Annotated in this window: 12 protein-coding genes; all 12 read left to right on the top strand. The window is 34.7% G+C overall.

The window, feature by feature from the left end; all coding sequences use genetic code 11:
- Nucleotides 1-86 precede the first annotated feature (86 nt).
- The 12 genes from CD041_RS03565 to rnjB all read left to right on the top strand — a co-directional run bounded on the left by CD041_RS03565 (nucleotide 87) and on the right by rnjB (nucleotide 16,091).
- Nucleotides 87-4,397, top strand: coding sequence for a PolC-type DNA polymerase III (locus tag CD041_RS03565; RefSeq protein WP_103284510.1), 4,311 nt, complete (start codon nucleotides 87-89; stop codon nucleotides 4,395-4,397).
- Between the two features lie 136 nt (nucleotides 4,398-4,533).
- Nucleotides 4,534-5,001: a ribosome maturation factor RimP gene (gene rimP, locus CD041_RS03560; protein WP_002478277.1), complete on the top strand. Its 468-nt coding sequence runs from the start codon at nucleotides 4,534-4,536 to the stop codon at nucleotides 4,999-5,001.
- A gap of 20 nt (nucleotides 5,002-5,021) precedes the next feature.
- Nucleotides 5,022-6,185 carry a transcription termination factor NusA gene (gene nusA / locus CD041_RS03555; protein ID WP_070648614.1) on the top strand — a complete coding sequence of 388 codons (1,164 nt, stop codon included), beginning with the start codon at nucleotides 5,022-5,024 and terminating at the stop codon, nucleotides 6,183-6,185.
- 17 nt (nucleotides 6,186-6,202) lie between these two features.
- On the top strand, nucleotides 6,203-6,487 hold the full coding sequence (gene rnpM, locus CD041_RS03550; RefSeq protein WP_037540354.1) for an RNase P modulator RnpM: 285 nt from the start codon (nucleotides 6,203-6,205) through the stop codon (nucleotides 6,485-6,487).
- Nucleotides 6,484-6,801, top strand: a complete 318-nt coding sequence (locus tag CD041_RS03545) for a L7Ae/L30e/S12e/Gadd45 family ribosomal protein (RefSeq protein WP_002459276.1) — start codon at nucleotides 6,484-6,486, stop codon at nucleotides 6,799-6,801. Before rnpM ends, CD041_RS03545 begins: the two co-directional genes overlap by 4 nt.
- Before the next feature lie 4 nt (nucleotides 6,802-6,805).
- A complete protein-coding gene (gene infB, locus CD041_RS03540) occupies nucleotides 6,806-8,962 on the top strand; it encodes a translation initiation factor IF-2 (protein ID WP_002478274.1) in 2,157 nt (718 codons plus the stop codon).
- A 209-nt stretch (nucleotides 8,963-9,171) separates the two neighbouring features.
- Nucleotides 9,172-9,519 carry a 30S ribosome-binding factor RbfA gene (gene rbfA, locus CD041_RS03535; protein WP_002459274.1) on the top strand — a complete coding sequence of 116 codons (348 nt, stop codon included), beginning with the start codon at nucleotides 9,172-9,174 and terminating at the stop codon, nucleotides 9,517-9,519.
- 197 nt (nucleotides 9,520-9,716) lie between these two features.
- Entirely contained in the window at nucleotides 9,717-10,634 is a 918-nt protein-coding gene (truB, locus tag CD041_RS03530; RefSeq protein WP_070648612.1) for a tRNA pseudouridine(55) synthase TruB, read from the top strand.
- A 13-nt stretch (nucleotides 10,635-10,647) separates the two neighbouring features.
- On the top strand, nucleotides 10,648-11,619 hold the full coding sequence (gene ribF, locus CD041_RS03525) for a riboflavin biosynthesis protein RibF (RefSeq protein WP_002459272.1): 972 nt from the start codon (nucleotides 10,648-10,650) through the stop codon (nucleotides 11,617-11,619).
- A gap of 113 nt (nucleotides 11,620-11,732) precedes the next feature.
- Nucleotides 11,733-12,002: a 30S ribosomal protein S15 gene (rpsO, locus tag CD041_RS03520; protein ID WP_002459271.1), complete on the top strand. Its 270-nt coding sequence runs from the start codon at nucleotides 11,733-11,735 to the stop codon at nucleotides 12,000-12,002.
- Nucleotides 12,003-12,137: 135 nt separating this feature from the next.
- Nucleotides 12,138-14,234 carry a polyribonucleotide nucleotidyltransferase gene (gene pnp / locus CD041_RS03515; protein ID WP_037544922.1) on the top strand — a complete coding sequence of 699 codons (2,097 nt, stop codon included), beginning with the start codon at nucleotides 12,138-12,140 and terminating at the stop codon, nucleotides 14,232-14,234.
- Nucleotides 14,235-14,417: 183 nt separating this feature from the next.
- Nucleotides 14,418-16,091, top strand: a complete 1,674-nt coding sequence (gene rnjB, locus CD041_RS03505; RefSeq protein ID WP_002459269.1) for a ribonuclease J2 — start codon at nucleotides 14,418-14,420, stop codon at nucleotides 16,089-16,091.
- The last annotated feature ends 307 nt before the right edge of the window (nucleotides 16,092-16,398 follow it).

Raw genomic sequence — 16,398 nt, 5'->3', positions numbered from 1 at the left:
GAAGTAAATTTATTTTTGAATTATTAGCAAAAATTGATATTTTAACGTGATAAAAGTAATATTTTAAGGTGGTAGTTGTCTTGGCAATGACAAATCAAGAAAAATTTAAAGTACTTGCTGACCAGATTAAAATAGCTAATCAGCTTGAGCAAGATATTATAGAACAAGGCGAATTAATGCGTATAGATGTTTCGAAAAAGAACAGAACTTGGGATTTCCAAATTAAGTTACCACGTTTTTTATCTAAAGAAGACTATCTTATCTTTACACACGCAATAGTCGAAGAATTTAAAGAAATAGCAACTGTACAGTGGCATTTTACTATTGCTGATACTCATAACCAAGATGAATTTGCGATAAAATATTTTGATTATTGTATTGATCAGACAGCATTATCTCCAAAAGTTAAAGGACAGTTAAAGCAAAAAAGCCTAATTATGTCAGGCGATGTCTTGAAAGTGATGGTTTCTAATGATGTCGAAAGAAATCACTTTGACAAAGTTTGTAATGGGAGTTTGGTAAAGGCATATCAGCAGTGTGGTTTTGATATCAATAAAGTTGTTTTTGAAACAGATCATAGTCATCAAGATGAAAACTTAGCATCACTTGAAGCACATATTCAACAAGAGGATGAACAAAGTGCACGTGAAGCTACGGAAAAACTTGAAAAAATGAAAGCAGAAAAAGCGAAACAACAAGACAATAACGAAAGTGCCGTTTCTAAGTGTCAAATTGGAAAAACAATACAAGTTGAAAATATTAGAACTATCGAATCAATTGTTGAAGAGGAATTTAAAGTTGCAATTGAAGGGGTTATTTTTGATATAAATTTAAAAGAACTTAAAAGTGGTCGTCACATAGTCGAATTAAAAGTTACTGATTACACAGACTCATTAGTATTAAAGATGTTCACACGTAAAAACAAAGATGACTTAGATCACTTTAAAGCTTTAAGTGTCGGCAAGTGGATACGTGCTCAAGGACGCATTGAGGAAGATAGTTTTGTCAGAGATTTAGTTATGATGATGTCTGATATTGAAGAAATTAAAAAAACACCTAAACAAGATAAATCAAAAGAGAAGCGCGTAGAATATCATTTACATACTGCAATGAGTCAAATGGATGGGATACCTAACATTAATAGTTATGTTGCTCAAGCAGCCGAATGGGGTCACAAAGCGATAGCAGTGACGGATCACAACGGTGTTCAAGCATTTCCAGATGCGCATAGTGCAGCAGAAAAGCATGGCATAAAGATGATTTATGGAATGGAAGGTATGTTGGTAGACGATGGTGTGCCTATTGCATATAAACCCACGAATCGTGACTTAAAAGATGCTACTTATGTAGTGTTTGACGTTGAAACAACGGGTTTATCCAATCAATATGATCAAATCATTGAGTTAGCGGCTGTTAAAGTTTATGATGGTGAAATTATTGATAAATTCGAACGTTTTAGCAATCCACATCAAAAATTATCAGAAACAATTATTAATTTAACGCATATTACAGATGATATGTTGACAGATGCACCCGAAATTGATGAAGTATTGACAGAATTTAAAGAATGGGTTGGGGATGCTATTTTCGTAGCACACAACGCTTCTTTTGACATGGGCTTTATTGACACCGGATATGAGCGCATAGGTTTTGGACCTTCGACCAATGGAGTAATCGATACGCTTGAATTATCTAGAACGATTAATACAGAATATGGTAAACATGGATTAAACTTTTTAGCTAAAAAATATGGTGTCGAACTTACGCAACATCATAGAGCAATTTATGATACTGAAGCTACTGCATATATTTTTATTAAGATGCTTCAACAAATGAAAGAATTAGGTGTATCAAATCATAAAGACATCAATAAGAAGTTGTCGAATGAGGACGCGTATAAACGTGCACGTCCATCTCATGTCACACTGATTGTCCAAAACCAAGAAGGACTTAAAAATCTCTTTAAAATTGTTAGTGCATCATTGGTCAAATATTATTATCGTACACCTCGTATTCCAAGATCTCTACTTGATGAATTCCGTGAAGGTCTATTAATTGGCACAGCATGTGATGAAGGTGAATTATTTACAGCTGTAATGCAACGCGATCAATCGGAAGTTGAAAAAGTTGCGAACTATTATGATTTTATCGAAGTTCAACCACCTGCATTGTATCAAGATTTACTTGATCGAGAGTTAATCCGTGACACAGCGACGTTACATGAGATTTACCAACGTTTGCTTAAAGCAGGAGAACAGGCCAATATACCTGTTATTGCAACAGGTAATGCCCATTACTTAAATGAACATGATGGCATAGCGCGTAAAATATTAATCGCTTCACAACCAGGTAACCCATTGAATCGTTCAACTTTACCTAAAGCACATTTTAGAACAACTGATGAAATGTTAGATGAATTTCATTTCTTAGGAGAAGAAAAGGCATATGAAATCGTCGTTAAAAATACAAATGCTTTGGCTGATCGCATTGAACGTGTTGTACCGATTAAAGATCAGTTATTTACTCCAAGAATGGAGGGTGCAAATGAAGAAATACGTGAATTAAGCTATAGTAATGCCAAAAAATTATATGGTGAAGATCTACCACAAATTGTTATTGATCGACTTGAAAAAGAGTTAGCCAGTATTATCGGTAATGGTTTCGCAGTTATATATTTAATCTCTCAGCGACTTGTTAAGAAATCTTTAGAAGATGGATATCTAGTGGGATCAAGGGGATCAGTAGGATCAAGCTTCGTAGCAACAATGACTGAAATTACAGAAGTTAATCCGCTACCTCCGCACTATATATGTCCACAGTGTAAAACGAGTGAATTCTTTAATGATGGATCTGTAGGTTCTGGCTTTGATTTACCAGATAAAAAATGTGAAACATGTGGCAGTGAATTAATTAAAGAAGGTCAAGATATTCCATTTGAAACATTCTTAGGATTCAAAGGTGACAAAGTACCTGATATTGACTTGAATTTTAGTGGTGAATATCAACCAAACGCGCATAACTATACGAAAGTTCTTTTCGGAGAAGACAAAGTATTCCGTGCAGGGACTATAGGTACAGTTGCTGAAAAAACTGCCTTCGGATATGTTAAAGGCTATTTAAATGATCAAGGAATTCATAAGCGTGGTGCTGAAATTGATCGTTTAGTTAAAGGATGTACAGGAGTAAAACGTACGACTGGACAACATCCAGGGGGCATTATTGTTGTACCAGATTACATGGATATCTATGATTTTACGCCAATTCAATATCCGGCTGATGATCAGAATTCAGCATGGATGACGACACACTTTGATTTTCATTCTATACATGATAATGTCTTAAAACTTGATATACTAGGGCACGATGATCCTACCATGATTCGTATGTTGCAAGATTTATCAGGTATTGACCCGAAAACAATTCCAGTTGATGATAAAGAAACAATGAAAATTTTTAGTAGCCCTGAAACGCTAGGTGTGACGGAAGAAGATATTTTATGTAAAACAGGGACGTTTGGGGTACCTGAATTTGGTACAGGATTTGTAAGACAGATGCTTGAAGATACAAAACCAACTACTTTTTCGGAGTTAGTACAAATTTCAGGATTGTCTCATGGTACAGATGTATGGTTAGGTAACGCCCAAGAACTAGTGCGAAGTGGTATATGTGATTTATCGGGTGTGATAGGTTGCCGTGATGATATCATGGTGTACTTAATGTACGCCGGACTAGAACCATCTATGGCATTTAAAATAATGGAATCCGTACGTAAAGGTAAAGGATTAACCGATGAGATGATTGAAACCATGAAAGAAAATAATGTACCAGACTGGTATTTAGATTCATGTTTGAAAATTAAGTACATGTTCCCTAAAGCACATGCGGCAGCATATGTTTTAATGGCAGTACGCATTGCTTACTTTAAAGTACATCATCCACTGTATTATTATGCAGCATATTTTACGATTCGTGCATCTGATTTTGATTTAATCACGATGATTAAAGATAAAGAAAGCATTAAAAATACTGTTAAAGATATGTATGCACGCTATATGGAATTAGGTAAAAAAGAAAAAGACGTATTAACAGTGTTAGAGTTAGTGAATGAGATGGCTCATAGAGGCTTTAGTATGCAGCCGATTAGTTTAGAGAAAAGCCAGGCATTTGATTTTATTATCGAAGGTGATTCTTTAATTCCACCATTTATTGCAGTTCCTGGACTTGGTGAAAACGTTGCGCAACGTATTGTAGAGGCGCGTAGTGAAGGTCCTTTCTTATCAAAAGAAGATTTAAATAAAAAAGCTGGCTTATCACAAAAGATTATTGATTACTTAGATGATTTAGGTTCTTTACCAGATTTACCAGATAAAGCACAGTTATCTATATTTGATATGTAATTGACGCACTAAATATTGTTACAATTTGTTTACTACAATTAGTTATGGTATACTTTAATTGTGTAAAAAATGATACTCAGGCAAAAAGAGTGGGCATATACCCGCTCTTTTCTATTTGCCAAAAAGGGAGGTCTGTATGAGCAAAATAACTGAAGAGGTAGAAACTCTTATTCAACCAGTGTTGGAAGCTTTAAATTATGAACTTGTAGAAGTTGAATTTGTGAAAGAAGGTAAAGATCATTTCTTACGTGTATCTATTGACAAAGAAGGTGGCGTAGATTTGAACGATTGTACACTTGCCTCCGAAAAAATTAGTGAAGTGATGGATGAGCATGATCCGATTAAAGAAATGTACTATCTTGATGTGGCTTCACCAGGTGCAGAGCGACCAATCAAAAAAGAGCAAGATTATCAAAAGGCAATCCAACAGCCTATCTTTGTGTCACTTTATGCACCTATCGAAAATAATAAAGAATGGCTAGGTATTTTAGTGGAAGTTACAGCAGAAACAATTACCATGGAAGTTAAAGAAAAAGCCAAGAAAAAACAAATTAGCATACCAAGAAATAAAATAGCAAAAGCACGTCACGCGGTAATGCTCTAACGTGATGAGGAGGAATAATTGTGGCAAGTAATGAACTATTATTGGCAACAGAATATTTAGAAAAAGAAAAGAAAATCCCAAGAGAAGTTTTAATTGATGCGATTGAAGCCGCATTAATAACGGCTTATAAAAAAAATTATGATAGCGCACGCAATGTTCGTGTCGAATTAAATATGGACGAAGGTACATTTAAAGTAGTGGCTCGCAAATCAGTAGTTGAAGAAGTTTCTGATTATAGAGATGAAGTGGATTTGAGTACTGCACTTGTTAAAAATCCTGCATACGAAGTGGGCGATATTTATGAAGAAGATGTGACACCAAAGGATTTTGGCCGCGTTGGCGCTCAAGCAGCTAAACAAGCTGTTATGCAACGATTACGTGATGCAGAAAGAGAAATCCTTTATGATGAATTTGTAGATAAAGAAGATGATATTTTAACTGGTCTTATTGACCGTGTTGATCATCGTTACGTTTATGTTAATCTAGGTCGTATTGAAGCCGTATTATCTGAAGCTGAAAGAAGTCCAAATGAAAAGTATATCCCTAATGAACGTATTAAAGTTTATGTCAATAAAGTTGAACAAACAACAAAAGGGCCTCAAATCTATGTGTCTCGCAGTCATCCTGGTTTGCTTAAACGATTATTTGAGCAAGAAGTTCCTGAAATTTATGATGGCACAGTAATCGTAAAATCTGTTGCACGTGAAGCAGGTGATAGATCTAAAATCAGCGTGTACTCAGAGAATCCAGATATCGATGCTGTAGGTGCATGTGTTGGTGCAAAAGGTGCACGTGTCGAAGCTGTTGTTGAAGAGTTAGGTGGAGAAAAAATCGACATTGTCCAATGGGATGAAGATCCTAAAGTTTTCGTTAAGAATGCTTTAAGTCCTTCACAAGTTTTAGAAGTTATTGTCGATGAAAGCAATCAATCAACTGTTGTCATCGTTCCAGATTATCAATTATCATTAGCTATTGGTAAAAGAGGGCAAAATGCGCGATTAGCAGCTAAATTAACAGGTTGGAAAATCGATATTAAATCAGAAACAGATGCACGTGAAGCAGGTATCTATCCTATTGTAGAAGCTGAAAATCATGCAGATGAATCTGAAATTGAAATAGACGACGAATCAATTGAAACAACAGAAATAGATGCAGCTGAAGAATCCAAAAACACTGAAGAATAGGCTGGTGTATGTATCTTATGAAAAAGAAAAAAATACCAATGCGTAAATGTATCTTAACGAATGAGATGCAACCAAAAAAAGATATGATTCGAGTGGTTATTAATAAAGAAGGCGAGATATTTGCAGATGCTACTGGTAAGAAACCAGGGAGAGGTGCCTATGTTTCTAAAGTGGTTTCAGCTGTTGAACAGGCACAGCAAAAAGGCGTTTTAGAAAAGTACTTCAATGCGAGCAAAGAACAACTTGATCCGGTCTACAAGGAAATCATTCGACTTATATATAGAGAAGAGATACCTAAATGACTGAAGCTCAAATTATGAACTTTCTTGGCTTAGCCATGAGAGCAAGAAAAGTAAAGTCTGGTGAATCAGTTTTGATGACTGAAATCAAAAAAAAGACATTAACATTAGTCATCTTAGCTTCTGATGCATCTGATAATACAACAAAAACAATTAAAAATAAATGTCATAGTTATCAAGTTCCGCTGAGAGTATTTGGAACGAAAGAACAATTAGGACAAGCTTTGGGCAAAAGCGAACGAGTTAATATCGGAATCACTGATGCTGGATTTGCTAAAAAATTAGTGTCAATGATCGATGAATATCGTAAGGAGTGATTATATGAGTAAACAAAGAATTTATGAATATGCGAAAGAATTAAATTTAAAGAGTAAAGATATTATAGATGAACTTAAAAGTATGAATGTTGAAGTATCTAATCATATGCAAGCACTAGAAAAAGAACAAATCACAGCGCTTGATAAAAAATTCAGACCACAAAAACAACAGAATAATAAACAAGAAGCTCAAAATAATCACCAAAAATCATCTAATAAATCAACTCAAAAATCAAATCAACAACAAGGTAGTAAACAACAAGGAAATCAACAAACTAAGAACAATCAAAAGAAAAGCAATCAAAATAATAATAAGGGCAATAAAAATAATAAAAGCAACAAAAATAGTAAAAACAATAAAAATAACAAAAATAATACGGTTAAAAAACCAGTTGAGCCTAAAGAAATTCCATCAAAAATTTCATATACTGAAGGTATTACAGTTGGAGAACTAGCTGATAAAATGAATGTAGAGTCAGCTGAGATTATAAAAAAATTATTCTTATTGGGTATTGTTGCCAATATTAATCAATCTTTAGACGAAGATACATTAGAACTGATTGCTAGTGATTATGATGTTGAACTTGAAAAAGAAATAGTTATTGATGAAGAAGATTTATCTATTTATTTTGATGATGAACAAGAAGATCCTGATGCAATTGAAAGACCTGCTGTTGTTACAATTATGGGACATGTTGACCATGGTAAAACGACACTTCTTGACTCAATTCGTCACACTAAAGTGACTGCAGGAGAAGCTGGAGGGATTACGCAGCATATCGGTGCTTATCAAATTAAAAATGCTGGGAAGAAAATAACATTTCTAGACACACCGGGACATGCAGCATTTACAACGATGCGTGCTCGTGGTGCCCAAGTTACTGACATCACTATTTTAGTTGTGGCAGCTGATGATGGCGTCATGCCTCAAACAATTGAAGCGATTAATCATGCTAAAGAAGCAGATGTACCTACGATTGTCGCTGTAAATAAGATTGATAAACCAACAGCTAATCCTGATCGAGTTATGCAAGAATTAACTGAATATGGACTCATTCCTGAAGATTGGGGTGGCGATACCATCTTTGTACCGCTATCAGCATTAAGTGGTGAGGGTATTGATGATTTATTAGAAATGATTGGTTTAGTGGCAGAAGTTCAAGAATTAAAAGCTAATCCAAGTAAGCGTGCAGTTGGTACAGTGATTGAAGCTGAGTTAGATAAATCACGAGGGCCATCAGCTTCACTGTTAGTACAAAACGGTACTCTAAATGTAGGTGATGCCATTGTTGTCGGTAACACATATGGACGTATTCGTGCAATGGTCAATGATTTGGGCCAACGTATTAAATCAGCAGGACCATCCACACCAGTAGAAATTACAGGTATTAACGATGTGCCACAAGCTGGAGATCGCTTCGTTATCTTTAGTGATGAAAAGCAAGCGCGTCGTATCGGTGAAGCACGTCACGAAGCCAGTATTATACAACAACGTCAAGAAAGTAAGAATGTAACTCTAGATAACTTATTTGAACAAATGAAACAAGGTGAAATGAAAGATTTAAATGTCATTATCAAAGGTGATGTGCAGGGTTCTGTTGAGGCACTAGCTGCATCATTAATGAAAATTGACGTTGAAGGCGTTAATGTACGTATTATTCACACTGCAGTTGGTGCAATCAATGAATCAGATGTTACATTAGCTAATGCATCTAATGGAATTATCATTGGTTTTAATGTGAGACCGGATTCAGGAGCTAAACGTGCAGCAGAAGCTGAAAATGTAGATATGCGCTTACATCGTGTTATCTATAATGTTATCGAAGAAATTGAATCAGCTATGAAAGGAATGCTAGATCCAGAATTTGAAGAACAAGTCATCGGTCAAGCTGAAGTACGTCAAACATTTAAAGTATCTAAAGTAGGAACAATTGCAGGCAGCTACGTTGTTGAAGGTAAAATCACTCGTAATGCAGGTGTTCGTGTGATTAGAGACGGTATTGTTCAATTTGAAGGTGAATTAGATACATTAAAACGTTTTAAAGATGATGCTAAAGAAGTAGCACAAGGTTACGAATGCGGTATTACAATTGATAAATATAACGACCTTAAAGAAGGCGACATTATTGAAGCATTTGAAATGGTAGAAGTAAAACGTTAAATTTATCGAAAATAAATGATAATACAATTAAAAACTGTCAGCATTGAGGAACTATGTTGACAGTTTTTGAATATCAAAAAATTTATAAATTTCTGTGTTAAATAGTACAATATAACTTAAAATAAACAATGATATTCACATGCAAAGACGTATTATGACTTTATTGAATTTTGAATAAATACAAAAATGGACAAAGAGGTGAACGATTTATGACTAATATGAGAGCTGAACGTGTAGGCGAACAAATGAAAAAAGAGATTATGGATATTGTTAATAATAAAGTCAAAGATCCAAGAGTAGGTTTTATTACTATCACAGATGTAGACTTAACGAACGACTTATCACAAGCTAAAGTATTTTTAACAGTACTTGGCAGTGATAAAGAAATTGATGATACATTTAAAGCATTAGATAAAGCAAAAGGTTTTATTAAATCAGAATTAGCAACTCGTATGAGATTGCGCATAATACCAGAATTATCATTTGAGTATGACAAATCCATAGATTATGGTAATAAAATTGAAAAAATGATTCGAGATTTGCATAAAAAAGATTAAAATTAACGTTAACATTTAAAAGCAACATTAAGGCAAGCAATTCGATTTGAAATACTCAACCTTCTATGATTTTTAGTAAAGACAGTGAGTATTTTAAAGCAGCTTGTCTTTTTTCTTGTAAAAATAATGTTCGAAGCGCTAATCATCAGTGTTATAATGTGAAAGAATAGCATTTATTATTTAAAAGGTGTGAAAATATGTATAACGGTATTTTGCCTGTACGCAAGGAAAGAGGACTTACAAGTCATGATGTCGTCTTTAAATTGAGAAAGATATTACAAACTAGGAAAATAGGCCACACGGGCACACTTGATCCTGAAGTTGATGGTGTATTGCCAGTTTGTATTGGCATCGCCACTCGAGTAAGTGATTATATCATGGATATGGGAAAAACCTATCATGCTACTGTGGCTATAGGGACAAGTACCACTACTGAAGATCAAACTGGAGATATATTAGAACAGAAAACAATAAATGTAGGAGAAATTACATCAGAAGCAATTGACTCGACCTTGTCTCAATTTCAAGGATGGATTACACAAATTCCACCTATGTATTCATCAGTTAAAGTTAAAGGAAAAAAGCTTTATGAATATGCTAGAAATGGTGAAACTGTAGAGCGTCCAGAAAGAAAAGTTGAGATAAAAAGCATACAACGTGTTTCAGAAATTCACTTTAAACAAGGCATGTGCTTATTTGATATAGATATTACTTGTGGTAAAGGGACATATATACGTACGCTTGCTACAGATATTGGCAAAGCATTAGGCTTTCCAGCACATATGTCACGCCTTACTCGAACATCATCTGGCGGATTTAATATAAGTGATAGTTTAACTATTGAGCAAATCAAAGTATTGCATGAGCAAGAACAGTTACAAGAAAAGTTGTTTCCTATAGAATATGGATTAAAAGGTCTACCTTCTATTGAAATATATAATGAGGACATCAAGCATCGTATACTTAATGGACAAAAGTTTCAGAAGTCTATGTTTTCTACAGTTATTAAACAACAAATTGTATTTATTGATGGTAGGACACAACAAGTTTTAGCTATCTATATTTCACATCCAGATAAGCCAAAGGAAATTAAACCAAAGAAAGTTTTTAATTAAAGGAGAAATATTAATGAAAGTGATAGAAGTAACGCATCCTATACAGCCGGAACAACTGATTAACGAAGATGTTGCGATGGCTTTTGGCTTTTTTGATGGTATGCATAAAGGTCATTTAAAGGTTTTTGAAACACTCAACGAACGTGCTGAAGCGCATAACTTGAAAAAAGCAGTTATGACATTTGATCCACATCCTTCTGTCGTTCTAAACCCAAAAAGAAAAAGAACTACATATTTAACACCTTTGACTGATAAATTAGAGATGATTGAACAACAAAATATCGATTATTGCATTGTCATTAATTTTTCTTCGCGTTTTGCTGATGTGACTGCAGAAGATTTTGTTCAAAATTATATTATAAATAACCATGTTAAAGAAGTGGTTGCTGGTTTTGATTTTACTTATGGTAAATTTGGCAAAGGAAATATGACAGTATTAAAAGAAATGGACGACTTTAATACGACCATTGTTGGAAAGCAAGAAATTGAAGCCGAAAAAATTTCTACTACTGCTATTCGTCAGGCTTTGCAAGAAGGTCATTTGCAAAAAGCTAACAATGAATTAGGTTATTTATACCGTTTAAAAGGTACCGTTGTACAAGGTGAAAAAAGAGGGCGTACGATTGGTTTTCCAACCGCGAATGTTCAACCTAGTGATGATTATGTGCTACCGAAAAAAGGTGTATATGCTGTTAGTATGGCTATTGGTGCAGAAAAGAGATTGTATCGTGGTGTAGCAAATGTTGGTGTAAAGCCAACATTCCATGATCCTTCTAAAGCGGAAATTGTAATAGAAGTTAATATTTTTGATTTTGATGAAAATATCTATGGTGAAAGGGTCATTGTTTATTGGCATCATTATTTACGACCTGAAGTTAAATTTGATGGCATTGATCCGCTAGTTGAACAGATGAATGAAGATAAAGCTAAAGCCCAATATTTACTGGCAGTTGATTTTGGCGATGAAGTATCATATAATATATAAAGTTGAGTTTTGTAAATAAAGACATCGACCAATATAATCCTTTATCTTGGCAGGTTGAGACTCCGACGCCTAGCTCAGATTGAGGTGTATACAAATTATAGGAGGAATTGATTATGGCAATCACTCAAGAACGTAAGAATGAAATTATTAAAGAATACCGTGTACACGAAACAGATACTGGTTCACCAGAAGTACAAATTGCTGTTTTAACTGCTGAAATTTCAGCATTAAACGAACATTTAAGTACTCATAAAAAAGACCATCATTCACGTCGTGGACTATTGAAAATGGTAGGTCGTCGTAGACATTTATTAAACTACTTACGTAGCAAAGATATTCAACGTTACCGTGAATTGATTAAATCATTAGGTATTCGTCGTTAATCTTAATACACTTTGAGGGAAGTTCTATTCACTTAGGGCTTTCCTTTTTTTATAGAAATAAGACAAATAACTATTATAAAAATTCAAAAATTAATGATATGATATACATATTAGAATGAAGAGAGGAGATTCATAATGTCTCAAGAAAAGAAAGTTTTCAAAACTGAATGGGCCGGCCGTTCATTAACAATAGAGACAGGACAATTAGCTAAGCAAGCTAACGGTGCTGTTTTGGTACGTTATGGCGATACAGTTGTCTTATCAACTGCTGTTGCGTCAAAAGAACCACGTGATGGTGACTTTTTCCCATTAACAGTAAATTATGAAGAAAAAATGTATGCTGCTGGTAAAATCCCTGGTGGTTTTAAAAAAAGAGAAGGTCGTCCTGGAGATGAAGCGACATTAACAGCACGACTTATCGATAGACCGATTAGACCTTTGTTTCCTAAAGGATATAAACATGATGTTCAAATTATGAATATCGTCTTAAGTGCAGATCCTGATTGCTCACCTGAAATGGCAGCGATGATTGGTTCATCAATGGCGCTTAGCGTATCTGATATTCCATTCCAAGGTCCAATTGCCGGTGTGAATGTTGGTTATGTAGATGGCAAATATGTTATTAATCCTACATTGGAACAAAAAGAGCAATCTCGTTTGGATTTAGAGGTTGCAGGGCATAAAGATGCTGTTAATATGGTTGAAGCCGGTGCAAGTGAAATCACAGAACAGGAAATGTTAGAGGCTATTTTCTTTGGGCATGATGAAATAAAACGTCTTGTTGAATTCCAACAACAAATTGTTGATCATCTCCAACCAGTTAAGTCAGAGTTTATTCCAGTTGAACGCGATGAAGCGTTAGTTAGTAGAGTACAAGCATTAACAGAAGAAAAAGGTCTTAAAGAAACGGTGTTAACATTCGATAAAAAACAACGTGATGATAACTTAGACGAGTTAAAAGCGGAAATTGCAGCAGAATTTATAGACGAAGCTGATCCTGAGAATGAATTGCTAATTAATGAAGTTCATGCAATTTTAAATGATCTAGTTAAAGAAGAAGTACGTCGTCTTATTGCAGACGAAAAAATCCGACCTGATGGGCGTAAACCAGATGAGATTCGTCCTTTAGAATCTGAAGTTGGTATTTTACCAAGAGCACATGGGTCAGGATTGTTTACACGTGGACAAACTCAAGCATTGTCTGTATTGACACTCGGAGCCTTAGGTGATTATCAAATTATTGATGGTTTAGGACCTGAACAAGAAAAACGATTTATGCATCATTATAATTTTCCTAATTTCTCAGTTGGTGAAACGGGTCCTGTAAGAGCACCAGGACGTCGAGAAATCGGACATGGTGCTTTAGGTGAACGCGCATTACGTCACATTATTCCGGATACATCTAAATTCCCTTATACAATAAGAATCGTGAGTGAAGTACTTGAATCTAATGGTTCATCTTCACAAGCATCCATTTGTGGTTCTACTTTGGCCTTAATGGATGCAGGTGTACCAATTAAAGCACCGGTTGCAGGTATTGCGATGGGTCTTGTTACACGTGAAGACAGCTATACAATCTTAACAGACATACAAGGTATGGAAGATGCCTTAGGAGACATGGATTTCAAAGTTGCTGGTACAAAAGATGGTATTACGGCAATCCAAATGGATATTAAGATTGATGGGTTAACACGTGAAGTTATTGAAGAGGCTTTAGAACAGGCACGTAAAGGTCGCTTAGCGATTATGGACCACATGTTACAAACGATTGATCATCCACGTGCTGAGCTTAGTGCATACGCACCAAAAGTAGAAATTATGCACATTAATCCAGATAAAATTAGAGATGTCATTGGACCTGGAGGCAAAAAAATCAATGAAATTATTGATGAAACAGGTGTGAAATTAGATATTGAACAAGATGGAACAATTTATATTGGGGCTGTAGATCAAGCAATGATTAATCGTTCAAAAGAAATCATTGAAGCGATTACACGTGAAGCTGAAGTTGGTCAAATTTATGATGCAAAAGTAAAACGTATTGAAAAATATGGTGCGTTTGTAGAAATATTCTCAGGCAAAGATGCATTATTACACATTTCTCAAATTTCAAAAGACCGCATTAATAAAGTTGAAGATGTCTTGAAAATTGGAGATACGATTAAAGTTAAAATCACTGAAATCGATAAACAAGGTCGCGTCAATGCCTCTCATAAAGTACTTGTTGAATAAGGTTCTGTTTTTTAAAACGAATTAAATCAATTAATGAAGTTTTAGGTAGTGTGCTAGACGCGCTACCTTTTCTATTTTTTAACCGGAGTTGAAATGGTTTTAATAGTGTACACAGCGTACAATTTAACTTATAATAATGAATGAGTATATATTTGGACGGGAATTTTTATAGGAGGTAACATTTTGAGTTTAATTAAGAAAAAAAATAAAGATATTCGCATCATACCCTTAGGTGGCGTGGGTGAAATCGCAAAGAATATGTATATCGTCGAAGTTGACGATGAAATGTTTATATTAGACGCCGGCTTGATGTTTCCAGAAGATGAAATGCTAGGTGTTGACATTGTTATACCGGATATTACGTATGTCCTTGAAAATAAAGCGCGTTTAAAAGGGATTTTCTTGACTCATGGACATGAACATGCCATTGGTGCAGTAAGTTATATTTTAGAGCAGTTAGATGTTCCAGTCTATGGATCAAAGCTTACATTGGCACTTGTTAAAGAGAATATGAAAGCGCGTAATATAAAGAAAAAAGTACGCTATTATACAGTTAATCATGATTCAGTGATGAAATTCAAAAATGTAAATATTACGTTTTTCAATACAACACATAGTATTCCAGATAGTTTAGGTATTTGTATTCATACATCATATGGTGCCATTGTCTATACAGGCGAATTTAAGTTTGACCAAAGCTTACAAGGAAACTATGCGCCAGATTTAAAACGAATGTCAGAAATAGGAGAGAATGGTGTTTTTGCGTTAATAAGTGATTCTACAGAAGCGGAAAAACCTGGTTACAACACACCAGAAAATGTCATTGAAACGCACATTTATGATGCATTTGCTAAAGCAAAAGGACGAATTATTGTATCATGTTATGCATCAAACTTTATTCGTATTCAGCAGGTGTTAAATACTGCTAGTAAGTTAAATCGTAAAGTTTCATTCTTAGGCAGATCACTAGAAAGCTCATTTAATATTGCACGTAAGATGGGATATTTTGATATACCTAAAGATCTCCTTATTCCAATTGATGAAGTTGAAAATTATCCGAAAAATGAAGTTGTTATTATCGCCTCTGGAATGGAAGGCGAACCTATTGAAGCATTAAGTCAAATGGCACGTAATAAACATAAAATTATGAACATTCAAAAAGGTGATTCAGTATATCTAGCCATTACAGCTTCTGCTAATATGGAAGTTATTATTGGTAATACTTTAAATGAGTTGGTTCGTGCAGGTGCACATATCGTTCCTAATAATAAAAAAATACATGCTTCTAGTCACGGTTGCATGGAAGAATTAAAAATGATGCTTAATATTATGAAACCAGAGTACTTTATTCCAGTACAAGGTGAATTTAAAATGCAAATTGCGCATGCTAAATTAGCTAATGAAACTGGCGTTGCTCCAGAAAAAATCTTTTTAGTTGAAAAAGGTGACGTCATGCATTACGACGGTAAAGACATGACTTTGAGTGAGAAAGTTACATCAGGCAATGTTTTAATTGATGGTATCGGTGTTGGTGATGTAGGTAATATCGTGTTAAGAGATCGTCATTTACTAGCAGAAGATGGCATTTTTATTGCTGTCGTAACGTTAGACCCTAAACATCGTCGTATCGCTGCTGGACCTGAAATTCAATCAAGAGGATTTGTCTATGTTCGGGAAAGTGAAGAACTTTTAAAAGAAGCAGAAGAAAAAGTGCGTGAAATCGTAGAAGCCGGTCTACAAGAAAAACGTATTGAATGGTCTGAAATTAAGCAAAATATGAGGGACCAAATTAGCAAGCTATTATTTGAGAGTACGAAACGTCGTCCAATGATTATACCAGTTATCTCAGAAATTTAATAAATTAGCTTCTAGTGAGTTGTTCACATTTATATAAAGAGGTTGGGTCGTATCACTTGAATTTGTACAATGATGCTATCAGAGTGTCGCAGTACATGTAGAATGATAGATGATAGTGTTATCATAATGTAGCCAGTCGGTTGCTTGATAAAGTTATCTATTAGTGAATATGTCGCCCTACCTCTTTAATCATTTATGTTATGACACAGAACAACAATACATAAGCAACACAGATGTTATATCATGTTAAAGATTAAAAAGAAGGTGTATGAGTTTGCCACAAACAAAGAAGAAAACTACTTCTAGA

Origin of the sequence: Staphylococcus lugdunensis, from assembly GCF_002901705.1 — a bacterium.
In the GTDB taxonomy this organism is placed as follows: domain Bacteria; phylum Bacillota; class Bacilli; order Staphylococcales; family Staphylococcaceae; genus Staphylococcus; species Staphylococcus lugdunensis.
The sequence above is the reverse complement of the archived record's forward strand: the minus strand, read 5'-3'. Positions and strand labels throughout refer to the sequence as shown.